General features: G+C 34.7%; 14 protein-coding genes and 2 pseudogenes. 11 read left to right on the forward strand and 5 right to left on the reverse strand.

All coding sequences use genetic code 11. The features are described 5' to 3' along the window. Window positions 1-473 precede the first annotated feature (473 nt). The 4 genes and pseudogenes from SAGCYANO_RS10440 to SAGCYANO_RS49145 all read left to right on the forward strand — a co-directional run. Window positions 474-1373: a hypothetical protein gene (locus SAGCYANO_RS10440; RefSeq protein ID WP_202220020.1), complete on the forward strand. Its 900-nt coding sequence runs from the start codon at window positions 474-476 to the stop codon at window positions 1371-1373. A 521-nt stretch (window positions 1374-1894) separates the two neighbouring features. Continuing rightward, complete coding sequence (locus SAGCYANO_RS10445; protein WP_202220021.1) at window positions 1895-2821, forward strand: nuclease A inhibitor family protein; 927 nt, start codon at window positions 1895-1897, stop codon at window positions 2819-2821. Window positions 2822-3996: 1175 nt separating this feature from the next. Then, a pseudogene (locus SAGCYANO_RS49140) lies at window positions 3997-6033 on the forward strand (PAS domain S-box protein); the annotation flags it as partial. A gap of 48 nt (window positions 6034-6081) precedes the next feature. After that, window positions 6082-6731, forward strand: a pseudogene (locus SAGCYANO_RS49145) (adenylate/guanylate cyclase domain-containing protein); the annotation flags it as partial. Window positions 6732-10072: 3341 nt separating this feature from the next. On the opposite strand, the gene SAGCYANO_RS10455 reads toward SAGCYANO_RS49145, so the two are convergent. Both SAGCYANO_RS10455 and psaK read right to left on the reverse strand, forming a co-directional pair. Next, entirely contained in the window at window positions 10073-11278 is a 1206-nt protein-coding gene (locus tag SAGCYANO_RS10455; RefSeq protein ID WP_202220022.1) for a site-2 protease family protein, read from the reverse strand. A gap of 892 nt (window positions 11279-12170) precedes the next feature. Continuing rightward, window positions 12171-12452: a photosystem I reaction center subunit PsaK gene (gene psaK / locus SAGCYANO_RS10460; RefSeq protein ID WP_202220023.1), complete on the reverse strand. Its 282-nt coding sequence runs from the start codon at window positions 12450-12452 to the stop codon at window positions 12171-12173. Window positions 12453-12633: 181 nt separating this feature from the next. Here psaK and SAGCYANO_RS10465 point away from each other — a divergent pair, with 181 nt between their 5' ends. Further along, a complete protein-coding gene (locus tag SAGCYANO_RS10465; protein ID WP_202220024.1) occupies window positions 12634-13296 on the forward strand; it encodes a phosphoribosylanthranilate isomerase in 663 nt (220 codons plus the stop codon). 3289 nt (window positions 13297-16585) lie between these two features. Continuing rightward, window positions 16586-17761 carry a calcium-binding protein gene (locus SAGCYANO_RS10470; protein WP_202220025.1) on the forward strand — a complete coding sequence of 392 codons (1176 nt, stop codon included), beginning with the start codon at window positions 16586-16588 and terminating at the stop codon, window positions 17759-17761. Here SAGCYANO_RS10470 and SAGCYANO_RS10475 read toward each other — a convergent pair. Further along, window positions 17756-18058, reverse strand: coding sequence for a hypothetical protein (locus SAGCYANO_RS10475; RefSeq protein WP_202220026.1), 303 nt, complete (start codon window positions 18056-18058; stop codon window positions 17756-17758). The two genes, SAGCYANO_RS10470 and SAGCYANO_RS10475, sit on opposite strands and share 6 nt — an antisense overlap. Before the next feature lie 321 nt (window positions 18059-18379). Between SAGCYANO_RS10475 and SAGCYANO_RS10480 the strand changes: the two genes are divergently transcribed. From SAGCYANO_RS10480 to SAGCYANO_RS10490, 3 genes are all read left to right on the forward strand, one after another. Beyond that, the gene (locus tag SAGCYANO_RS10480; RefSeq protein ID WP_202220027.1) at window positions 18380-19693 is read left to right on the forward strand and encodes an RNA-guided endonuclease TnpB family protein; all 1314 of its coding nucleotides are present in this window, start codon (window positions 18380-18382) and stop codon (window positions 19691-19693) included. Window positions 19694-20028: 335 nt separating this feature from the next. Beyond that, window positions 20029-20859, forward strand: coding sequence for a photosystem II manganese-stabilizing polypeptide (locus tag SAGCYANO_RS10485; RefSeq protein WP_202220028.1), 831 nt, complete (start codon window positions 20029-20031; stop codon window positions 20857-20859). 949 nt (window positions 20860-21808) lie between these two features. Further along, complete coding sequence (locus SAGCYANO_RS10490; protein ID WP_202220029.1) at window positions 21809-22573, forward strand: RNA polymerase sigma factor SigF; 765 nt, start codon at window positions 21809-21811, stop codon at window positions 22571-22573. A gap of 449 nt (window positions 22574-23022) precedes the next feature. Here SAGCYANO_RS10490 and SAGCYANO_RS10495 read toward each other — a convergent pair whose 3' ends face one another. Then, window positions 23023-23193 (reverse strand): NblA/ycf18 family protein, encoded by a 171-nt coding sequence (locus SAGCYANO_RS10495; RefSeq protein WP_202220030.1) that lies wholly within the window; start codon window positions 23191-23193, stop codon window positions 23023-23025. 238 nt (window positions 23194-23431) lie between these two features. Between SAGCYANO_RS10495 and SAGCYANO_RS10500 the strand changes: the two genes are divergently transcribed. Both SAGCYANO_RS10500 and SAGCYANO_RS10505 read left to right on the forward strand, forming a co-directional pair. Next, window positions 23432-24022 carry a phycobiliprotein lyase gene (locus SAGCYANO_RS10500; RefSeq protein ID WP_202220031.1) on the forward strand — a complete coding sequence of 197 codons (591 nt, stop codon included), beginning with the start codon at window positions 23432-23434 and terminating at the stop codon, window positions 24020-24022. 637 nt (window positions 24023-24659) lie between these two features. After that, the gene (locus tag SAGCYANO_RS10505; RefSeq protein ID WP_202220032.1) at window positions 24660-25415 is read left to right on the forward strand and encodes a phycobilisome rod-core linker polypeptide; all 756 of its coding nucleotides are present in this window, start codon (window positions 24660-24662) and stop codon (window positions 25413-25415) included. 149 nt (window positions 25416-25564) lie between these two features. On the opposite strand, the gene SAGCYANO_RS10510 is transcribed toward SAGCYANO_RS10505, so the two are convergent. Next, entirely contained in the window at window positions 25565-25741 is a 177-nt protein-coding gene (locus tag SAGCYANO_RS10510; protein WP_202220033.1) for a hypothetical protein, read from the reverse strand. Window positions 25742-25857 lie beyond the last annotated feature (116 nt).

The raw sequence follows: 25857 nt of genomic DNA on the forward strand, positions 1-25857 counted from the left end.
CCCAATATTAATGTAAAACCTTGAACAATCGGTATAAGTTAGGATAAAACAATTTATATCATGTCCGGATAATTAGTGATGAAAAAACTTATCCTCTTACTTAAACAGTAAATCTTTCTATTTTCCCTACTCCCCTACTCCCCACTCCCCCGCTCCCCTACTATTTTAATAATAAGTATTCAAGCGGACATGATATTAGTTTCCTTCGTAGCTGTGTGCCCAAAAAACTTTCATCGCCTTTGTTAAAGCGACTTCATGCTCTAATTGTCGATCAGGATTGTAAGCCATGAAATCTACCTGTTTTTTTACCTTACAGCTCTTTTGAGGATAGTGAGGTACACTTGTCGGACTATTCTTAATATTTCCTATTCCCTATTCCCTGTTCCCTGTTCCCTGTTCCCTAGAGCAATAAAACTTTGTACCTCATCAACTAGAAAACTGCTGTAAATTCAATACTACTACACTTAAAAATTATGCAACCTGAAATCGAAAAAATTATCGGTACTTTAGAACTTCTCACTCACCCACATCTTAGATTTGATTTACCAGGTCACGAAGATGGAGGAAATTTTTTTCCTTTTGCGTGGGATGTCTCTGAATGGGGAAAATTTAATATCCGCAATCTTTGTCTTAGCAATGGTTGGCTAAAAATTACTGATGCAGATGCCACATTTAAGGATTGGCAACATCTGGAATACATCAAAGGTTTTCCTGATTTTAATCTGAATTCAGAAGAGCAAAAATTCCGGGAAAATAGCATCAAAAAATTGTTTCAATTCCTCGAAAATAACTTGGAATACTTAGAATCTTTTATCTTAGATTATCATAGCGATTACGCATATGCTAAATTTCCTGGTTTTATTATTGGTAGGACAAAATCTGGTGATTGGATTGGTATTGGTCAAACTTTTTATAAGGAGACTGCAATTCCTAAAAACACGATTTCTTGCTCTCCCCAAATCTCAATAAATTCTGAAAACTTAGAAGAAAGTACTTTAAATTTAATAGCAAAAATTCAGGAAATTATTTCCGAACTAGGTACAATTCATTTTTCTGGAGATTTGGGTGGTGGTTATCTTTATACTTATGAACATAAAATTGTTTTTACTACTGCTAAAACTAAGGAATTAGTATTTGAAAAAATTATCCAAGCTTCGGAAATTTTAGAAGTTAATCAGTTTTATAATTTTTATCCTAATGCGGATTATTTACAAGATTGGTATAGGGATGATAATTATCAAGAATTATCTCAGAGATACGATACAATAAATCGTTTTTTCAGCATACTTTTGAGGAAATATTTATGTATAGATTTAGTTTTTGGGCTCAAGAATTTATTTATGTCCTGGGTAAAACTCCGGGAAAAAATTTAGTAGGACTTTATCTAAATAGCGAGTTTATTTACAACCCTTGAATATCAAAATATTGGGAGTCATATCAAATCCGGTTGAATACTTACTATATAGTTGAGAGTAGGGGACCCACCCTAGCCCCTCCCCTCCCGTGGAGGGGAAGAGGGAGTGGGGAGATTAGATAGACATCTCCAATAATAAAAAATCAATATCTATATCGTACAGAAATTATCAATTATTTCCCCCTCCATACCTACTCCCTATGGGTGGAAGAGATGTCTAATATTGGAGTAATTTAAGAAATTATAAACAGATATTATATAGCCGGATTCTATGTGCAATTAACCGGATTTGATATCAACAAAATGTAGGGGCGTTAACGATAGTTATGCCAAGCAAATGGCATTTGCGCTCCGCAAAGCTCCGCTTTACATGTCGCGGAGCGTTAACGGAGTTATGCGGTAGCAAAACGCCCTGATTGGATTTAGTTTATGTGCGTAAGTCCTGATGTTAATCAATACCACCTAATACCTAAATTAATTATGAAACTTGAAACAGAAAAATTACTTGGAACTTTAGAAATTTTAGCCAGAAGACCATTCTTTTGGGATACAGAAAAATGGGGAAAATTTAACGTCTGGAATTTGATGCGTTCTGAAGGTTGTGTCAATTTAACAGATGTGGAAGTAGCGTTGGCGGAGCCTAGCGGCAGCTATCTCGCTCATTGGCAAAATGTGGAGCATTGGGGTACACCTACTAATCAAATTGGAGATAGTTGGGAGTATGCACCTTTGAGAGATGAGCGAGATGATGATTGGAATGCAGAAATAGAAGCATTTCGAGTCGAACGTTATCAACAGTTATTAACACTTTTGAAAGCAGAATTGTCAGATTTGCAGGCGTTCCGACTTACTACTGTTGAACATTTGCAGAGGAGGTATCCTGATTTTTGTTTCTATATTCTGATTGGCAAAACGGAAGATGGAGACTGGTTTTGTCTGTCACCTATTGTGCCAGATCAAGTTAGCGACTACGATTTTGAACCTCCAAAAATTGGCTTGAAAGAAACTAACTCTCTCAACCCAAAAACATTAGATTTACAAAGGAAAATAGATAATATTCTCTCGGAAATTCCACCTATTACGCTTTATGGATATTATGGTGGAGGTTATGACTACACTTACGAACATCAAATAGTCTATGCAATCGCTGATAGTAAAATATTAGCGGTGGAAAAAGCTTTGCAAGCTGCTCAAATGTTGATAGTGGAAGATTCTGACCTTGAATTTAGCTCCGATGAATCTGGAGACAGCAGAAAACTGTGTCAATTTTTCATTGATAAATTGGGCGACCCAAAAATTTATAGTCTGAGTTTTTGGGATATTGGCTATATTTTTGAAGTAGCAGAAACTCCAAACGGAGATTGGTTAGGGGTGCAAAAAATACTTGAATTTGATTATAATCCCTAGTGTAGGAAGTGGGGGAGTAGGGGAGTGAGGGAGTGGGGGAGTAGGGGAGTGGGGGAGTAGGGGAAATTTCTTTGCTCCGCATTCCGCACCGAAAAAATATTCTCTCTCAAAAGAAGAACATTTTGATTATGGCTAATTATTGCTCTGCTGATTAAATCTAAAAGCATTGACATATAAAGAAAAGTGCCTTTTTGGGGCCTTTAAAAAGTGTGCCTATTTCAGTCTAAAACGCTCAAAAAGTTAGTATTTTAGGCTCATAGTTGGGCAGAACAATCTTGGGATAATTCTTACCGAATTATTAATTATTAATTATTAATTATTAAATAATTCTGGTTTAAAGCCTCCTCTTTTAAGGGGAAAAAAGTGGTCGAGGGATGGCGAGGTCTCCTCGCCATATCCAATCGACCAAGAGAAGAAATAATATTTCCTTATATTCAATCAAGGACGGTTTTAACCAGAGGTAATTATCAATTATCAATTAATGAATCCTACCTCCTCGCTAATTCCCATTTCTCCTGTATTCCCCTCCCAGGAGGGGCTAGGGGTGGGTTGTATCCTACCCCAGCAAAAAGACTTTCCATACGCAAACCCTAAATATCCTGATATTTTTTACAAATAATTTAGGATTGCTACAGATTAAAATAAGGTAATCATTCAGCTATTAGCACTCAGCTTTTAGATTTTTCATAAATAATGAATATACACTCTCCCTCATCAACGTCAGTTTTTTTCCAATACTTTTAATTATACTTAAATCTATCAATACTAATTCCTGCTCAAAAAATAATAAATTAATAGCTGATAGCTGATAGCTGATAGCTGATAGCTGATAGCTTACAAAATAAGATTTTAAGATTTATTTATAAAATAACTAAAATTTTAAATAAATATGAAAATTTTAAATAAATATTAGGGAATTTTACAAAAATTTAGATAAGCTTCAATTAATTTCAATTAATATAACAGAAGAATATGCTACGGTAATAAACCTATAGTATTACAATCAAATTAAGTAATTACGATCGCTCAGAATTTTATAGAGGAAAACGCGCTCAAGTTAAGTTAGTTTCAATCGCAAAACTGGGGGGTAAAAATTTCAATTAATTTATCAAAAATTGGCCAAATTAATCAAAGAATTCTCATAGAAATATATGGCCTTAAGCCCGACTACCACAATGTTTCTGAAATCACTATTCCCCCGTATCAAAGTGAGCAGTCATATACCTCTACGAGCTATTCTAATAGTACCATTTGTGGTTCAGATTTTTGGGGCTGTAGGTTTAACAGGATGGCTATCTCTACGCAATGGCCAGCAAGCTGTTAATGAAGTAACAACTCAATTAAGAAATGAAGTTAGTACTCGTATTCAAGAAAGATTAAAAGATTATTTAGAAGCACCAAAGGTTATTGCTCAAATTAATTGGGATGCTATTAATTTAGGTCATTTGAATATTCAGGATACGGCTAGTTTAACTCAGCAATTTTGGCGACAAAGATTTTTGTTTGATTCGGTTAATATTTCTGCTATTTATTTTGGTAGCGCTCAAGGAGAATTTATTGGTTTAGGATTTCAAAATAATAATCAATGGCAAATTGGTAGAGCAGGTAAGTCTACGAAAGGTAAATTTCATAGCCTTGGTATTGATAATCAAGGAAAACCTACAGAATTATTAGAAATTGGCAATGATTATGACCCCAGAATTAGACCTTGGTACAAAAATGCAGTAGAGGCAAAAAAACCAACCTGGAGTGATATTTATGCTGACTTTAAAGAGCTAAGATTGAAAGTTACTTTGGTTCAACCTGTTTATCAAGATGATAATGAGTTAATAGGAGTAGTTGGAGTTGATTTTGTTCTTTCTCACATCAGAGAATTTCTTCAAAGTTTTAAAATAGGTAAATCAGGACAAACTTTCATCATAGAACGTTCTGGATTTTTAGTGGCTTCTTCTACTTCTCAAAAACCATTTAGTTTGAAAGATGAAGAAGTCACAAGAATCAAAGCTGAAAATGTTGATAATTGCCTAATTGGTACTACAGCAAATTATTTAATAAAATATTTTGGTGGCTTTAGTAAAATCAAGCAATCTCAACAATTGGAATTTATACTCAATGGCAAGCGACAATTTTTACAAGTAGTACCTTTTTCTGATGGTGAAAATTTAGACTGGCTAATTGTAGTTGTGGTTCCAGAAGAAGATTTTATGGAGCAAATTAATGTTAACACTCGTACCACAATTAGACTGTGTTTAATAGCTTTATTCGTAGCAACAGTAATCGGAGTTTTGACTTCTCGTTGGATTAGTTATCCTGTCATGCGTTTAAGTGCTGCTAGTAGAGAAATTGCTAGTGGAAAATTCGATCGAATAGTTGAAATAAAAGCAGTAAATGAACTAGAAATTTTAGCAGAATCTTTTAATTTAATGGCAAAACAATTACAACAATCATTTGCTAATTTAGAAAAGACAAATGCTGAACTAGAACAACGAGTGGAAGAAAGAACTGCGGCACTGCGTCAGTCAGAAGAAAAATTTGCTTTAGCTTTTCAGGCAAGTCCAGAATTAATTACTATTAGTAAACTTTCAGATAATAGGATAATTGAAGTTAATGATAGTTTTCTGGATATCGCAGGTTATAGTCGCGAAGAAGTTATTGGTAAAACGGGAATAGAATTAAATTTATGGGTAAATATTGAAGAGCGAAGTAATATTTATAAAATATTAGAAACTCAGGGCAGAATTCGCAATCAAGAAATTAGTTTGAGGCTAAAGTCAGGACAAGTTAGAATTGGTTTATTATCAGGAGAAGTTGTTTTTCTTGATGGGCAACTTTGTTTACTTTCAATAGTTAATGATATTACAGAACGGAAGGAAGCAGCAGAAGCATTACGAACAGCTGAAGCAAAATATCGTAGTATATTTGAAAATTCAATTGAGGGTATTTTTCAAACTACACCTGATGGTTTTTTCTTAAGTGCTAATCCAGCTTTGGCCAAAATGTATGGTTACTCTGATTGTTCAGAATTAATTGCTAGTATGAGGAATATTGCAGAACAGTTATATGTTAATCCTAATCGTCGGCAAGAATTTATTGATACTATTAATAAATATGAGGAAGTATCAAATTTTGAATCACAGATTTATCGTTATGATGGTAGTATTATTTGGATGTCTGAAAAAGCTCGTGCTGTACGGGATGCTAATGGAGAAATTCTTTACTATGAAGGTACTGTAGAAGATATTACTCTTCGCAAACAAGCAGAGGCAGCATTACGCGCAGAACAAGAAAAGTCTGAGCGTCTACTAATGAATATTTTACCTGAACCTATTGCATTTAGATTAAAAGAGGATACCAGTGCAATAGCTGATTATTTTGAAAAAGCTACAATTTTATTTTCTGATATAGTCGGTTTTACTCCTATTGCTGCGAGGGTTTCTCCAATAGAATTAGTTAATCTGCTCAATCAAATTTTTCTAAATTTGACTATCTAGCTGAATTTTATGGTTTAGAAAAAATTAAGACTATTGGCGATGCTTATATGGTAGCAGGTGGGTTGCCAGTACCCCAAGAAAATCATGCAGAAGCGATCGCTAATATGGCATTAGATATGCAGCAAGAAGTTGATAAGTTTCAAACAGATATGGGCGATAAATTTCAAATTAGAATTGGTATTAATACTGGACCAGTAGTAGCAGGTGTAATTGGTACAAAGAAGTTTATTTATGATTTGTGGGGAGATTCTGTGAATGTAGCTTCGAGAATGGAGTCTTCTGGAAAAGCTGGAAAAATTCAAGTTACAGCTACTACTTATGAGCTATTAAAAGATAAATATATTTTTCAGGAAAGAGGTTTAACTTCAGTTAAAGGTAGAGGTAAAATGGTCACTTATTGGTTGTTAGGGAAAAAGTGATTAGAATTCAAAAGTCAAAAGTCAAAAGTCAAAAGTTAGAACTTAAAATTCAAAAGTCAAAAGTCAAAAGTCAAAAGTTAGAAGTTAGAACTTAAAATTCAAAAGTTAGAAGTTATAAGTCAGAATAAATGGCTGAAACACCAGTTTTTAGTGAGGTGAGAAATTCTCTTTTTTTTGTCACAGGGATATCTTTAGAAGTCAGAAGTTAGAAGTTAGAAGTCAGAAGTTAAAACTCAAAAGTTAGAAGTCAGAATAAATGGCTGAAACACCAGTTTTTAGTGAGGTGAGAAATTCTCTTTTTTGTCACAGGGATATCTTTAGAAGTCAGAAGTTAGAAGTTAGAAGTCAGAAGTTAAAACTCAAAAGTTAGAAGTCAGAATAAATGGCTGAAACACCAGTTTTTAGTGAGATGGGAAATTCTCTTTTTTGTCACAGGGATATCTTTAGAAGTCAGAAGTTAGAAGTTAGAAGTCAGAAGTTAAAACTCAAAAGTTAGAAGTCAGAATAAATGGCTGAAACACCAGTTTTTAGTGAGATGGGAAATTCTCTTTTTTGTCACAGGGATATCCTCGAAACTCAGAAGTTAGAAGTTAGAAGTCAGAAGTTAAAACTCAAAAGTTAGAAGTCAGAATAAATGGCTGAAACACCAGTTTTTAGTGAGATGGGAAATTCTCTTTTTTTGTCACAGGGATATCCTCGGAACTCAGAAGTTAGAAGTTAGAAGTCAGAATAAATGGCTGAAACACCAGTTTTTAGTGAGATGGGAAATTCTCTTTTTGTCACAGGGATATCTTTAGAAGTCAGAAGTTAGAAGTTAGAAGTCAGAAGTTAAAACTCAAAAGTTAGAAGTCAGAATAAATGGCTGAAATACCAGTTTTTAGTGAGGTGAGAAATTCTCTTTTTTTGTCACAGGGATATCCTCGAAACTCAGAAGTTAGAAGTTAGAAGTCAGAAGTTAAAACTCAAAAGTTAGAAGTCAGAATAAATGGCTGAAACACCAGTTTTTAGTGAGATGGGAAATTCTCTTTTTTTGTCACAGGGATATCTTTAGAAGTCAGAAGTTAGAAGTTAGAAGTCAGAAGTTAAAACTCAAAAGTTAGAAGTCAGAATAAATGACTTAAACACCAGTTTTTAGTGAGATGGGAAATTCTCTTTTTTTGTTACAGGGATATCTTTAGAAGTCAGAAGTCAGAAGTTAGAAGTCAGAAGTTAAAACTCAAAAGTTAGAAGTCAGAATAAATGACTTAAACACCAGTTTTTAGTGAGATGGGAAATTCTCTTTTTTTGTTACAGGGATATCCTCGGAAGTCAGAAGTTAGAAGTTAGAAGTCAGAATAAATGGCTGAAACACCAGTTTTTAGTGAGATGGGAAATTCTCTTTTTTGTCACAGGGATATCCTCGGAAGTTAGAATTCAGAAGTTAGAATTCAGAAGTTAAAACTCAAAAGTTAGAAGTCAGAATAAATGACTTAAACACCAGTTTTTAGTGAGATGGGAAATTCTCTTTTTTGTTACAGGGATATCCTCGGAAGTCAGAAGTTAGAAGTTAGAAGTCAGAATAAATGGCTGAAACACCAGTTTTTAGTGAGATGGGAAATTCTCTTTTTTGTCACAGGGATATCTTTAGAAGTCAGAAGTTAGAAGTTAGAAGTCAGAAGTTAAAACTCAAAAGTTAGAAGTCAGAATAAATGGCTGAAACACCAGTTTTTAGTGAGATGGGAAATTCTCTTTTTTGTCACAGGGATATCCTCGGAAGTTAGAATTCAGAAGTTAGAATTCAGAAGTTAAAACTCAAAAGTTAGAAGTCAGAATAAATGGCTGAAACACCAGTTTTTAGTGAGGTGAGAAATTCTCTTTTTTTGTCACAGGGATATCTTTAGAAGTCAGAAGTTAGAAGTTAGAAGTCAGAAGTTAAAACTCAAAAGTTAGAAGTCAGAATAAATGACTTAAACACCAGTTTTTAGTGAGATGGGAAATTCTCTTTTTTTGTTACAGGGATATCCTCGGAACTCAGAAGTTAGAAGTTAGAAGTCAGAATAAATGGCTGAAACACCAGTTTTTAGTGAGGTGAGAAATTCTCTTTTTTTGTCACAGGGATATCTTTAGAAGTCAGAAGTTAGAAGTTAGAAGTCAGAAGTTAAAACTCAAAAGTTAGAAGTCAGAATAAATGACTTAAACACCAGTTTTTAGTGAGATGGGAAATTCTCTTTTTTGTCACAGGGATATCCTCGGAAGTCAGAAGTTAGAAGTTAGAAGTCAGAAGTTAAAACTCAAAAGTTAGAAGTCAGAATAAATGACTTAAACACCAGTTTTTAGTGAGATGGGAAATTCTCTTTTTTGTTACAGGGATATCCTCGGAAGTCAGAAGTTAGAAGTTAGAAGTCAGAATAAATGGCTGAAACACCAGTTTTTAGTGAGATGGGAAATTCTCTTTTTTGTCACAGGGATATCCTCGGAAGTTAGAAGTCAGAAGTTAGAATTCAGAAGTTAAAACTCAAAAGTTAGAAGTTAGAATAAATGACTTAAACACCAGTTTTTAGTGAGATGGGAAATTCTCTTTTTTTGTCAAACGAACATCTTCTGTAAAGTCTTTTTATCGCCCTTATTATTCGTAGTATTCTTTTTTCAAATTGGTACAATATCATGTCCCTTGAGGTGCGTTTGTGTAAACCCAAGCATGAATATATATAAGAAATTTAAGTTTTCTTTCTTGCTCTTAAGCCTTCCTTTCCTGCCTCTACCTTCTACCTTCTTCCTTCTTCCCCCTTCCTTCTTCCTTACCTTCGCTATACAATTTAAAAAATATTCAATCCTTGAATTGACTCACTTAAAATTGCCAAAATCTTAGAAATATTTATATCTTCTGCATCCTCAATGACTAATTATTCTCGATCAATTTCCACAGTTTAAAACTCAGAAAAAACCAGATTTTTTCTACCTCTTCCCTTTTCCTTCTTCCTTGTTCCTGTGATTATAGAAATTATATAGCAGTCGAAGCAAAATACCCGGAAATATCAACAGTTTAAAACTCATAAAAAACCAGATTTTTCTTACCTTCTTACTTCTTCCCTCTTCCCTCTTCCTTCTTCCTTCTTACTTCTTCCCTCTTCCTTCTTACTTCTTCCTTCTTCTTTACCTTCGCTATACAATTTAAAAAATATTCAATCCTTGAATTGACTCACTTAAAATTGCCAAAATCTTAGAAATATTTATATCTTCTGCATCCTCAATGACTAATTATTCTTGATCAATTTCCACAGTTTAAAACTCAGAAAAAACCAGATTTTTCCTTCCTTCTTCCTTCTTACTTCTTCCCTCTTCCTTCTTCCTTCCTCCTTCTTCTACTTTAAATTTGATAGATAAGTAGCCTTAGCGATCGCTTCTAATTTCATTTCTGGAGGATAACAACCTTCTGTTTTAATACGCTTAATTTCTGCCTCTGAAATCTTCAATTTTAAGTATCTATTTATTGCCCGAACAATATCACCCCGGTCTATTATACCTGCCACTGCTCCAGCAGGAGAAAGAACAGTTATATGTTTTTGCTGATGAAATTCCATACTATTAATAACTTCCACTAAATTAGCTTTCTCCGAAACAGTAACTATCTGATTTAGCGGACATATAATCATCCTTAAAGTTTGAGTATCCCAATAACTCCGTTCAATAAAATCAATAGCATCAGAAGAAACTAAACCAAGATAACGACCCTGACTAGCAGCAAAATAAATAGAAAATTTAGAACTTTTCAAAAAATATTTATCTGAGAATTGACTCAAAGTCAAATTTGCATCTACCACACGAAAATCTCGCGTCATTACTTCTACAGATTTAATTTTAATTAACACTTCTTGTAAATCAATTATCCGATGATAAAATTTGGCATTACGCAGAGCAAACCAACCAATTAAAGCCAGCAAAAAACCACCATAATTCTGAGTTACTAGCACTAAAACTGACCCCAAAATAATTCCTAACCATCCTAAACCTTGACCACTTTTAGCCGCCCATCTTACCCCAACAAAACGACTACCAGTTATTTTCCAAATAGCAGCTTTTAATACTTGTCCGCCATCTAAAGGTAAACCAGGCATCAGATTAAAAATAGCTAAAATCAGATTAATTTCTGCTACCCGATTTATTAGTTCACCAACCAAGCTTGATGTAGAAAAAAAAAGGCTAGTTAAACCCAATAAAAAAAACAAAACCAAACTCACTAAAGGTCCAGCGATCGCCACTTGAAAAGCTTCTCCAGGAGTTCGATATTCTCGGTCTATTCCAGCAATTCCACCAAACAAAAATAACCTGATAGAATTAACTTTAATACCTTGAGAAATAGCAACTAAACTATGAGCTAATTCGTGTAATAATACAGAAAAAAACATTAGTAGAGCAATTATTAATCCAGCTCCACAAGCTAAAAATAACCCCCACTCTTGATAGTCTTGCCTATTAATATATGTTATCCACAGTAAAATTACGAACCATGAAGAATCCAAAAATAAAGGGATACCAAATAAATTGCCAATTCGCAAATCTGACTGCATGAAGTTTTATTTGATTATTTATTTAAACTTTTACTTGTTCTAGTCTATATAATTTATCTTTTTATTTTTTGGTTTAATACCAATTTGAAAAAATAATGCTATAGCTTTTTTAAATGAAATGTCAAACAAGAGTTGGTTATTTACTAACAGTAAAAAGTCCGGCAAACCTTCTTACCTTTTGCTTGTTGCTTGTTGGCTAAAAGCGACCAGGTTTTTACGCAACTCAAATGAAATTACTATATATTTAATAACAATTCCCAAAAGTAATGCGATACTTAGGCGACACTTCAGTTATTAAGTAATTAAAACAGGTTAAATCACTTTTTTGATAATTAGCAGCTCATTTAATATTAATTATTCTTATGTTTACTACTCCCCCACTCCCCTACTCCCCTACTCCCACGCTCTCCCACTCAATAAAATGTAGCAAATATTTATCAAATTGGTATAATACTCTGCCGCCTACATGGTATTTAAAATTGCTTGGGGTTATAAGACACGAAGTGGTAGGTCGTTGACCAAAAAATCAGGTTAATAACCTCCCCTTTGAAGAGGATTAAAAAGCGGTCGAGAGATGGCGTTTTGCTACGCAACATATAAAGCGGAGCGGCTATGTCAAGAGCGGGTCTCCTCGCCATATCCAATGGACCAAGAGAAAATCAAGTTCAATATTTCAATTCACTTTACTTTAACTAGAGGTACTGATAACTGATAACTGATAACTGATAACTGAAATGAGTATCCCCATCCACTTTTTCGGTCTTTCAGTCCTTCTTTTTTCTTCCTTCTTCTTTCTTCCTTCTTCCTTCTTTTATTAGAAAATCAAAAATGGGGGTATCTCTTCTGTGTGAAAAGAATACCCCCTATACTTGTAACTAAAATCAGGTTATATCTATAGCATACCAGCACTACCAAGCCCTAAAATTATTCCTGCTCCTAAAATATGACCAAAGCTAGTAGTAGCTAACAATTCTGGTACGCCAAACCCAGTAAAAATAGCTGGTAATGATACTGGTAAATCAGGCCCTTGTCCACGATTGTTCTTTGAAATAGCATAGTAACCAATTACAATTGCCACTAGGTTGCAGGTTATCATTACAATTGCTACTTTTGGAGACCACTGTGCAGAGAGGGGTTGAGATTGTGCTGCTAAAATTAAGCAAGAGTAAATCAAGTTTTTATCTCCTTAAATTACAAAAATTTGGCTATTTGCCTTAAATGTTTGATTTAATCAATTTATGTTTTGCAAATTATCAAGAAATTTTAGTAAGAAGCTATAATTTGTTTTAATAATTAACAATAACCTTAAGTTTTAATACAAAAATGCACAATTAAGCTCTTAGCAGGTAAAATTAATGCGCGTAAAAATTTGTGGAATTACAAAACTAGAGCAAGGACAAGCGATCGCTCAAATGGGAGCAACAGCTTTAGGATTTATCTGTGTTCCAACATCGCCTCGGTATATTACTCCAGAAAAAATCAGAAATATCGTTGTTCAACTACCAAAAAATATTGATAAAATCGGAGTATTTGTTAACTCAGAAATTGATTTCTTATCGGAAATAATTATTCAGACCCAATTAACAGGTATACAACTACATGGAGACGAATCTCCAGAATTTTGTCATCAATTACGTCAATCAATACCAGATAATATAGAAATAATTAAAGCATTCAGAATCAAATCTCCTCAAGATTTAACAACAGTAAATAGTTATGAAAATTATGTCGATACTTTACTCCTAGATGCTTATCATCCAGATAAATTAGGAGGCACTGGTCAAACCTTAGATTGGAAAATTATTAAAGATTTTTATCCCACTTTTCCATGGTTTTTAGCAGGTGGTTTAACACCAGAAAATGTCACAGTACCAATTCAACAATTAATCATTGAATCTAATCATAAATTCTGTGGTATAGACTTATCTAGTGGAGTAGAAATAGCCCCCGGAGATAAAGATTTAGTCAAAGTCAAAAAATTATTTGATAGTTTGGCGAAACTGAGGATTAAAGTGTAGAAAAAACATCAAGTATTATAACTGATACAAGTTTAAAAGTTTTTGTTTGTAGTTTTGCTCTAGCCCATAAAATATCTATATCTATTTTAGGACTTTAGCCCTACTACAAGCTCTAATTATAACTATTCAACCGGACATGATATAAGATTTTAGTAGTAATCAAGATTCAGGTAGGGAAGCAGTCGTTCAACAATTAATAATTAATAATTAACAATTACCTCTCCTTTAAAACAGAATTGATTGACGAACAGGAAAATTTTTATTTATTATCCCCTTAAAAGGAGAGACTTTAAACCACAATTTTTCCTTAAGGGAACCTACTAGCACGTCTAGCTTGAAAATCTGGATAAATTTGAGAAAATATAGACCTCTCCCTCCTTTCTAAGGGGGTTTGGGGGGGGATCGTAGGGTTAGATTTTACCCAATAGTAATGGTAGAGATAGTGTGGAGAGTAGGGGACTATTTTCAACAATTAATAATTAAATAATTCGCGCCTTGAAGCCTCCCCTTGATCGGGGAAATAAAGAAATAATATTTCCTTATATTCAATTCCGTAACGGTTAAAACCCGAGGTAATTATCAATTATCCATTATCAATTATTAATTATTACCTCTCCTTTAAAACAGAATTGATTGACGAACAGGAAAATTTTTCTTTATTATTCCCTTAAAAGGAGAGACTTTAAACCACAATTTTTCCTTAAGGGAACCTACTAGCACGTCTAGCTTGAAAATGTGGATAAATTTGAGAAAATATAGACCTCTCCCTCCTTTCTAAGGGGGGGTTGGGGGGGGATCGTAGGGTTAGATTTTACCCAATAGTAATGGTAGAGATAGTGTGGAGAGTAGGGGACTATTTTCAACAATTAATAATTAAATAATTCGCGCCTTGAAGCCTCCCTTGATCGGGGAAATAAAGAAATAATATTTCCTTATATTCAATTCCGTAACGGTTAAAACCCGAGGTAATTATCAATTATCCATTATCAATTATTAATTATTACCTCTCCTTTAAAACGGAATTGATTGACGAACAGGAAAATTTTTCTTTATTATTCCCTTAAAAGGAGAGACTTTAAACCACAATTTTTCCTTAAGGGAACCTACTAGCACGTCTAGCTTGAAAATCTGGATAAATTTGAGAAAATATAGACCTCTCCCCCCGCATCCTCGGGGGGTTGGGGGGGTCATAGGGTTAGATTTTACCCAATAGTAATGGTAGAGATAGTGTGGAGAGTAGGGGACTATTTTCAACAATTAATAATTAAATAATTCGCGCCTTGAAGCCTCCCCTTGATCGGGGAAATAAAGAAATAATATTTCCTTATATTCAATTCCGTAACGGTTAAAACCCGAGGTAATTATCAATTATCCATTATCAATTATTAATTATTACCTCTCCTTTAAAACGGAATTGATTGACGAACAGGAAAATTTTTCTTTATTATTCCCTTAAAAGGAGAGACTTTAAACCACAATTTTTCCTTAAGGGAACCTACTAGCACGTCTAGCTTGAAAATCTGGATAAATTTGAGAAAATATAGAACTCTCCCTCCTTTCTAAGGGGGGTTGGGGAGGATCGTAGGGTTAGATTTTACCCAATAGTAATGGTAGAGATAGTGTGGAGAGTAGGGGACTATTTTCAACAATTAATAATTAAATAATTCGCGCCTTGAAGCCTCCCCTTGATCGGGGAAATAAAGAAATAATATTTCCTTATATTCAATGAGGATCGTAGGGTTAGATTTTACCCAATAGTAATGGTAGAGATAGTGTGGAGAGTAGGGGACTATTTTCAACAATTAATAATTAAATAATTCGCGCCTTGAAGCCTCCCCTTGATCGGGGAAATAAAGAAATAATATTTCCTTATATTCAATTCCGTAACGGTTAAAACCCGAGGTAATTATCAATTATCCATTATCAATTATTAATTATTACCTCTCCTTTAAAACGGAATTGATTGACGAACAGGAAAATTTTTCTTTATTATTCCCTTAAAAGGAGAGACTTTAAACCACAATTTTTCCTTAAGGGAACCTACTAGCACGTCTAGCTTGAAAATCTGGATAAATTTAAGAAAATATAGACCTCTCCCCCCGCATCCTCGGGGGATTGGGGGGGATCATAGGGTTAGATTTTACCCAATAGTAATGGTAGAGAGAGTGTGGAGAGTAGGGGACTATTTTCAACAATTAATAATTAATAATTAATTATTACCTCTCCTTTAAAACAGAATTGATTGACGAACAGGAAAATTTTTATTTATTATCCCCTTAAAAGGGGAGGCTTTAGACCACAATTTCTTGGTAAACCTATAATCAAGAGAAGTAATTTCAGTTATCAGTTATCAGTTATCAGTTAGCCTCATAAGATCGGAACTTCAGACTTCAGTACCTCTTGCAATAAGGAGACTTAATACAAGGAATATTATCTTTCTCTTGGTCGATTTGATATCCCGTAGGTTTCCTCACCATCCCACCCTACGGGAAGCTCCGAAGATACACCGCTTTTTATCCCCTTAAATTAAAAAGGGAAGCTTTAGACCACAATTTTTCGGTAAATATATAGCAGTAATAATTTTAAAGATTTTCCCTGAGCAAGCTTCCATAACTAATATTTCTGTATTCCATAACCTTATAGAATTAACAATTTAATTTTATGGAAGTATTCGGCTATCAATCTTCAAGTTCATAACTAAATATAATTGTAATTAGTATTAAAAATTTGAACTAAATTAAATTTCACAGTAAAACTTAAAACATATTAGCCAACTTTACCGAATAATTCAGGTTTAAAAGCTTTCCTTTGCAGGAGAAGTAAAAAAAAATCCTTTGAGTCAATTCTCTTCCTTTTAGGGAGAGGTAATTATCAATTATTCATTATCAATTATTCATTATCAATTATTAATTATTGAACTATCCAACTAATGTAGACTTGAATTCACAAAACAGGCTAAATGCTGACATAAACAGGAAACAAAATACTTAAGTTTTCAGTCACAAGTAACTTGGTAAGGAGAGGAGGGACATAGACCGCCAAAACCCAATGCAAAATATCAAAAAAATGTAATCCTAAAATTTAGAACATTTTTGCATTGCTCTATAAGTAGGTAGGTACGAATAAACCTCATTATCTAACGAAATCTTGATGAAGTCGAAACCATTGAAATTGCTTCCTTCCACTCCGTTTCAGTCACTATGACGTACTTATAAATTTTCTCACCTACCTACTTAAACCTGACTTTATTCAAAAATCAAATTATTAGTAACATAGGAGTATCTAAAATATGGCCAATATATCAGGAGATAACAACGATAACCTCTTAATAGGTTCTCCAGAACCTGACCTAATGGGAGGATTTGGTGGAAATGATACTATTTTTGGTGAAGCAGGAGATGATACTCAAGATGGTGGAGAAGGAGAAGATGAAATTATTGGTGGTATTGGATCGGACCTTTTAAGTGGTGGTGAAGATAATGATTTATTACAAGGAGAAGATGGTCGCGACTCAGCATTAGGCGGTCCTGGAGATGATAGTATTGAAGGTGGTCCGGGAAATGATTTTCTAGCAGGAGAAGAAGGCAACGACTCCTTATTTGGACAGACTGGAGATGACGAAGTCATTGGTAATGAAGGAATTGATTTAGTTACTGGAGGAGATGGTAACGATACATTAAGAGGTAATCAAGGAAATGATAGTCTCTTTGGAAATATTGATGATGATGTAATATTTGGAGATAGTGGAAACGATATTGCAAATGGAAGTATAGGAAATGACTCTCTTTTTGGTGGTGATGGTAATGACTCTCTAGATGGAGGTAGTGGTGATGATACTCTATTTGGAGAAGCAGGTGATGATACTTTATTTGGAATTAATGGAAGCGATTTTATTAACGGTAATAGAGGTAACGACCAAGTTTTTGGTGGAGACAATTTGGACAATCTTCGTGGTGGAAAGGGTAATGATACAATTTTTGGAGAACAAGAAAACGACTCCCTCTTTGGTGATGCGAATAATGACTTAGTTATTGGTGGTATTGGTGACGATACATTATTTGGTGGAAAGGATAATGATACACTTCAAGGTAGTGATGGTAATGATTCTTTGTTAGGCGATCGAGGCAACGATATATTATTTGGAGATGCTGGAGAAGATACCTTAACCGGGGGCGAAGGTTCCGATATATTTGTCCTACCTGGAGAATTAGGTAATATTGATGTAATTAATGATTTTAGTCCTTTGGAAGATTTCTTGGCCTTAGATGGTGACTTAACTTTTGGCGATTTAACTTTTGAACAGGGAACAGGTTTAAATTTCAGAGATACATTAATTACTATTGATAATGGTAGATTATTAGCCGTATTAGTAAATGTTCCAGCTTCAATAATTACAGAAGAAGACTTTATAGATGATATTAGTCAAGCTTTACCTGAATCTACATCAGACCAAGAAATGTTATAAATCCTCATCAGACCAATTTTCTAAAATAGAGCGTAGTCTTAACCGGGGAATATAAGGCCAACCTCCCTTCGCTTCAATATCTTTAAGTAAATTGTAGAGTGCTTGACGATTATCTGGTAATGCTTGTTGAAATAAACCTTCTCTAAGTTCTTGATGTAAACCTTCCAGAGTTCGTAGCATAGCCAACATTGCCATTGGATCGTCGTGATGATTTTTTGCTAAAGCTCTGAGTGAATGTGTCAATGATTGTAAATCATTGTGTAATTGTGTTGACTGATTGTCTGTATTTGTATCCATAATTATCAATTAACATCAAAAAATTATTTTAATTAGTTTTTCCTATTCATATAAACTACCAGACTCTAAATTAATTTGTCCTCGTATGGGTAATTCAAAAATATCTTGCTTGTTCTAGATATTAATTTGATTTGAAATTAGTTACAGCGATATTCTACCTTAAGCATATTTACTTATGCAATTTTAATTTACTGAAAAGCAACGTTGAAGGCCCCTGTGTTTTAACCCGGGGGATGAAAACGAGTGAGTTGTTTAGACTAGACAACCAAAGTGGTCCTGTGCTATTATTACCCACAATAAAATTTCCAATCCCCGTTTCAAATGTACTCTTGTCAGCAAGTTTTAGTAGGTAAAAATCCCGAATTAATTGCTATTTTAACATTCTTATGTGAACAGTCTCACAAGCTCACTAACATGGGAATATATTATGGTCGGCAATTATTTTTTAAGTCTTACAAAACTCTGGGCAAGTTTGACTTGGAAAAAGTCTACAAAAAGAACAATCACTATAAAGTTTTATATTCACAAGCAGCACAACAAATATTGATAACTGTAGCTGAATCATTTAGGTCTTATTATGGTTTAATAAAAGCCTACAGTGAAGGAAAAATATCAGACAGACCAAAAATTCCTAACTACAGAAAAAAAGGAGGAATGGCTACAGTTAGTTACCCCAAGCAAGCATTAAAACTTAAAGATAATCAAATTAGAGTTCCACTAGGTAATACCTGTAAGCGCTGGTTTGGTCTAGATTGTTTTTATATTCATAAGCCGAGTAATCTCAACTTTGCTTCTATTAAAGAACTGAGAATATTACCGAGAAACAAATGTTTTTATTGGGAATTTGTCTATGAAAAAGAAATAGTAGTTAAACCTCAATTAAATCAAGATAATGTCTTAGGAATAGACCATGGTGTAAATAATTGGTTGACCTGTGTATCTAATGTCGGTACTAGCTTGATTGTGGATGGTAAACATCTCAAATCAATGAATCGTTGGTACAACAAACAAGTATCAACTATTAAAGAAAATAAACAGACTGGATTTTGGTCAAATAAACTAGCTGCAATTACTGAAAAACGTAACCGCCAAATTCGTGACGGTATAAATAAAGCAGCCAGAATAGTCATTAACCATTGTTTAAAAAATTCTATTGGTACAATTGTATTTGGTTGGAATAAAGGTCAGAAAAATGAAATCAAATTAGGAAAAAAAAGTAATTCAGAATTTGTACCAATTCCCACAGCTAGACTCAAAGAAAGAATAGCTCAATTATGCTATGAATATGGAATAATATTCATAGAAACCGAAGAAAGTTATACAAGTATCGCTTCGTTTTTAGATGGTGACGATCTGCCTATTTATGGTGAGAAACCCAATGATTGGAAACCGTCAGGAAAAAGAATAAAGCGTGGTTTGTATAGGAGTGGTAATAATTGTTTCGTGAATGCAGATTGTAATGGGGCTGCAAACATCATCACAAAAGTAAGCAGAAAGCTAGGTTTAGACTTAAGCCGACTGTGTAGGGGCACTTTGACTTGTCCCCAGAGAGTGTATCTTTGGTCAGCTAAGAATAGATGGAGCAACACGGATTTATCGGTGTTGCGTAGTATCTACTTAGAATCCCCTCGGTAGAGAGTCCAGGGGAGTAGTCAAATAACTGGCTTAGGAATAAAGTAACAAGCAATGTAAAATACTATTTTGGATTAATACAAAGATAAATATGCTTTGAATTACTGTCCTTTTTTCAGGAACTGGGCTTATGTACATGAGTTTAAACACCTATCAATGCTAACAGAGTATAGAAAATTTACTTTGGCAAAAGCCACTTTAGAGGGTGAAGTACAACTATGATTCCATTACCCTAAATTCCGATAAAATCAAAAATCTAAAATTGGATTATTTATACTGCGTAAACACAAAACGCAGTAGCAATGTTGATTGTTGAATATTAAATCTTGAGGTTAACAATGAGGTATCGCACTTTAATTGCTGCACTATTAGCTGTGTGTTTGAGTTTTTTGACCGCTTGCTCAGAAGGTCCAGGTAGCAGTCAAACACTTACATATGATGACATTGTCAATACTGGTTTGGCTAACAACTGTCCTGAGTTACCAGAAACAGCTCGTGGTTCCATTGCCCTTGACCGCGATAGCTCTTATATTTTGACAGATTTGTGCATACAGCCAACTGAATATTTTGTCAAGGAAGAACCTACTAACAAACGCCAGAAAGCAGAATTTGTAGAAGGAAGAAAATTGACACGATATACTTCTAGCTTAGACCAAGTAACAGGGGATCTGATCTTTGATCAAGATAATGCATTGACATTTAAGGAGCAGTATGGTATAGATTTTCAGGCTATAACTGTTCTCTTACCAGGTGGTGAGGAAGTACCTTTTCTATTTACCGTCAAAGGACTTATTGCTAAAAGTCAGCCTGGTGTTTCTGCTATTAATACCTCTATCGATTTTGAGGGTATCTATAATGTTCCTTCCTATCGAGGTTCTAGCTTCCTAGATCCAAAGGGTCGTGGTGTTACTGCAGGATATGATAATGCAGTAGCTTTACCAAATCGTGCAGATGATACAGAGTTTAGTAAAGCTAATGTCAAGTTTGCAGATACCAGTCTCAAAGCTGGTGAAATTTCCCTGAGAATTTCTAAAGTAGACAGCGAAACTGGTGAAATTGCTGGTATCTTTGAAGCAATTCAGCCTTCTGATACAGACTTGGGCGCTAAGGAGGCTGTAGAAGTTAAAATTGGTGGTACTTTTTACGGTAGGGTAGATGTAGCTTCTTAAGCTAGATATTGGGTCTGAAATTAAATTGTTTGTGCAACTTATTTGATTAAAGACCCTACCCAATAAAAATCGAAGGTTTGTGAAGATAAGCGATCGTTTCCTTTAACTTAAAAAATGCTTTTTTCTTAAATTCAGGTAGTAGAGTTTCTCCTTGCTCATGAGAGGCTTTAAACCTTAATTATTCTGTAAATATTATTCAGGATTTATGCAAAAGACAAAATTATACGCCATTTGTAGTTAAAGACAGTTTAGGGGTTAACAGCCGTTAACCCCCACCATAAGTTGTGGTTATGCGTAAGTCATAATTATGATTATTATTAAACATATTTATAGTTCATAAAAATATAGTCAAATATGACACATCCTTATTTTGCAGGTGTTACCATGACTGGGTGAACTACAACACCCTCTATCCCATAGCTAAAAGCATTTGGGACTACTTTTTCTTTTCTTCTTTGCATGATTATCTCCCTGATTCAATTTCTACTTGGTCATAATACAGAGGCTTGGACGTAGGTTCTGATGTGTCTAGAGGTAGCGTGTCAGTCCAGGAATTTCACCCTATTGAACTCAGATCGTTGATTCTTGGGACTATTTGGTTTTCTATTATCACAGATATTGTTAGATTATGTCAATAGTTGCTCTAATTTCTGGAGACAAAAGACTACATATAACTATATATGACTATATTTGTGTTGAATATTTATGATACTTAATCAAGTTAATCAAGTAACTACCTAATAAAACAATCAATTGCAATACTGTAGATAAAAAGTCTTAGGCCATAATTCAAACTCTTATAAATCAACTGTGTCTAATATCACACTCCAAGATTCCAATAGTCACGGCAATTATTGTATATATCTATAACTATAAGTATTATGATGTGTAAAAATAGTGCGTATGTGATTTACCATCAGTAGGTTTCTATCAGAATCGTAATATACCTATGTCTACCACTATCACTCAAGAACTAAAAAGTGAAAACCTGGAACTGTTGCGTCAATATCAACAGTCCCCTTCTCATCATCTCCGCAACCAATTAGTTAAACTTAATGTTGGACTTGTCAGAAAAGAAGTTTACCATTGGTTGAATAGGTGTACCGAAACATATGACGATTTACTCCAAGTAGGCTGTATTGGATTAATTAGAGCAATTGAGAGATTTGATATATCGAAGGGACGAGCCTTTAGTTCTTTTGCTACTCCTTATATCCGGGGCGAAATTCAGCATTATCTAAGAGATAAAAGTCCTTCTGTACGCATTCCTAGAAATTGGCTAGCTATGGATCGGCAGGCCACAAAAGTTATACAAGACCTCCGAGTGAAGTTAAAACGGAAACCTACAGATTTAGAAGTGGCCTCTGCATTAGATATTTCTTTGGAACAGTGGCAGGAAATTCAATTAGCTTGTCGTAACCGCGCTCCTCTGAGTTTAGATGCTCCAGTTCAAGATGAAATAAATGGAACCACTTGTTTAGGAGAATTAGTTCCAGATAGTCAGTATCGTAGTTTTCAGTTAGCTCAAGAAGACCAAATTCGTTTACAGCAAGCCCTGGCCAAACTAGAAGAAGGTACTCGTAAAGTTTTGGAGTTTGTTTTTCTCTGTGACTTGACTCAGAAGGAAACCGCCGAGCGGATGGGTATTAGTGCTGTTACTGTTTCTCGAAGAATGAAGAAAGGGTTAAAGTCTTTGCAAAAGATTATGCAATAGAAGAAGGTAAGTCAAAAGTCAAAAGTCAAAAGTCAAAAGTCAAAAGTCAGAAGTCAGAAGAAAATTATAGTGGTCAATAAAAATCAACAATTTAGTAAGTATTTATGCTTAATATTTAACTGAGAATTTGACTCCTGATAAAGGTAAATGAAGATAATTTATATAGTATAAATACTTAAGCAAGCTACGGATTTTATACTAATTTTCATGTTACAAATTGAAGTGCGGAATGTGGGTTACAAACAAATTGCAATAACTGTCCAATAGCTAAAAGTCTTATATTATAGGTTTTTTATTCACCCTGTTGCCAGATGAGCTGCGCACAGCGCTATATTATAACGGTTCTACCGAACATGATATTAAAAGTATAAACCCCGCCCATATCTAGTAGATGGGTGGGGTTAGTTATTAATTACCGATATATTCTTGTTTTTAATCAGAAACATCGGTTAAATTTTGCCTTTCATCCAGTTTTTAAACAAATTCTCCTTAACCATAGTTTGTCGCAACACTTCAACTAAATATTCTTGAGCTTCTTCCCGACTTAAGCCTTTCACTTCCTCCCGTAGAACTTGTAATTTGAACTGTTGCTCCATAGTTAAGCTATTAGACATTTCCATAGTTTACTCCTTACTTATCTAGATCATAGATATTGGCCAATATACTGAGGCCACAGTTAAGTTGATGTCTTTACTCTTATGTAAATTATCGTAACATTTGCTTGACATTCTGTCCATAATGTACATTTTAAAATTAATTTATTCGACAAAAGTTAACATAAAATTAATAAAAGCTAGAAGTATTATGATGATTAGGCTAGAACTAATATCCTAAAAATTCAAAGATGGAGAAGGGCAAATGGATGCAATGGAATTTTTTCAAAAGAGTGCTGGTAAATGGCGATCGCAACGAACAACCCATCATCTAGCCTTCAGACAAGCAGAAATGGGCAGCTCAGATATTCAAGTAACCAGCTTGGGTCCTGGAGATCCGAAAGTACTAGAAATCTGTAAAATGCACGAAATTGACCCAAGTTTGGCTACTGGAGGCGCTTTTGTGACTTGGAATGGTTCTATGGCCTGGGATAAAGATGATGAAAATCACAAAGGGTCCACTGTATTTGCGATTGTTCCAGATCCAGAAAATCCTAGAAAAGGCAGAATGTTGCGAGAACGAGGCTATGCAGAAATTGTGCCAGTTGTGGGACGCTTTGAGATGGATGATGAAGATGGACTAAATTTGATTACAGAATATGAAACTATGAGTTCTATTGAAAGATTCTGGTTTGCTAACCCTAATATCAGGATGCGGACTAGCGCAGTGAAGCGGTTTGGTGGATTTAATACTTCTACTTTTTGTACAGAAGTTCGAGTAGAAGAAAGCAACTCAGATTCTGAAGTAGAAACCTCACAGAATACTACACAGTTTTATTCTGCTTTTGGCTGGTAGATATAGCGCAACTCAGAAGTCAAAAGTCAGAAGTCAAAAGTCAAAAGTTAGAAGTTAGAAGTTAGAAGTAATCCTTGACTAACTTTGAGCTGCTTGGTGCGCTACCAGATGCGACTGTCGTCGTGGGGTTGCATCTGCATTTATAGTCCGCCCCCTATTTGCCTAGTGCGATGGATAAAATTATGCCCAAAGTCAGTAAATAGATATCAAAATGTTACAGATTGTTGCGTAAGTTAATAAAAGTGAGACTTGGATTGCCTCAATCCCTTAATCTAAAGGTTGGCTATCAAAAATGGAGCGAGAGGACTTCTGGTATAATCTCTAATTTACCGGGAGATGAATCGCGACCAAACAAACAATAAGCACTCCATTGAGATAGAATGGTGTCACTTTGGCCTTTGCAGATAGTGGTTCAAGAAATTGGCGCTCGTTGGCGTACTGTCGGGGGTTGGAAACAATCTAGATAAGTGCCACTCAAGCAGTAAACCTAAATCGTGAGGTTTGGGAATCTCCCGTTATAATCGCGAGATTTAACGAGAGATTATATCAATGATGCAATTTTTTGAATCGCAGCAAGGTTTAGTGTGCTATGGCCACACTTGATAAATCAATTTTAATATTTTAAGGAGATTCTCACGTGGCGATTCCATTATTAGAATACAAACCTATCACTCAAAACTCACGAGTTGCAGGTTATGAAATCCCTGGTGATGACCAACCAATGATTTATTCAGCTGAATCTTTGCCTTCAGGTTCAGAGTGGGATGAGTTAATTTGGGCAGCTTATCGCCAAATTTATAGCGAACATCAGATTCTGAAGAGCGATCGCCAAATCTTCCTAGAATCTCAACTCAAAGATGGTCAAATTACAGTTCGAGATTTCATTCGTGGTTTGGTAGTTTCCGATCCATTCCGTCGTAACAACTACGAGACAAATAGCAACTATCGCTTTGTTGAGTTATGTGTTCAACGAGTTTTAGGTCGTGATGTTTACAGCGAAAGGGAAAAAATTGCTTGGTCTATCGTTGTAGCGACCAAGGGTATTGAAGGTTTCATTGATGAGTTGCTTGATAGCGAGGAATACCTCGACAACTTTGGTTTTGATACTGTACCTTACCAGCGTCGTCGGGTTATACCCCAAAGGGACGGAGGAGAAACTCCTTTTAACCTAAAGACACCTCGTTATGGTTTCTACTATCGGACTATTCTTGGTTTCCCTCAAATAGTTTACCAAAATCAATTACGTCGCTTTACTCCCCAAGAAAAGAAACCAAAAGAAGGCGATCCTTCTCTTTATTTAGACTTAGCACGGGGTCTTAATGTTCAAGGTACATCAGCACGAGTTAATCTAGGTAATATCAATCTGGGTATGGTACCTTATCGTAAGGTATAACTTAGGTTCTGACTCTAGCATCTCTGTTGAGTAGAATTAAATTTTGTAGGGGTGGAATATTTGTGCAGAGTATTTGGTTAACTTGCCAAAACTAGGAACATGAGTATTCTATCCCTACAAATTTTTATATAACCCACATTCCGCACTTCTTAACATTTAATTGATAAATAAATTTTATACGGTTGTAGTGCAAATTTTTTAGCTTGAGCGACTAAAAAGTTAGGACGGGTGAGAGACACTTCCCAAAAAGATACAAGTACAATTATTCCTCCCACACTTCCCACACTTCCCACACTTCCCACACTTCCCACACTTCCTTGACGCACTACCTTTTATACTTCGGCTAATATCCTTAGCCAGCAATTGTTTCAGCCATTCAAGCTCAAAATCCAAAATGTAAACTTTTGTTACTAAAATTCTCATAAAACAAGGAATATTGGCG

This window comes from Okeania sp. KiyG1, assembly GCF_014132355.1.
Lineage (GTDB): Bacteria > Cyanobacteriota > Cyanobacteriia > Cyanobacteriales > Microcoleaceae > Okeania.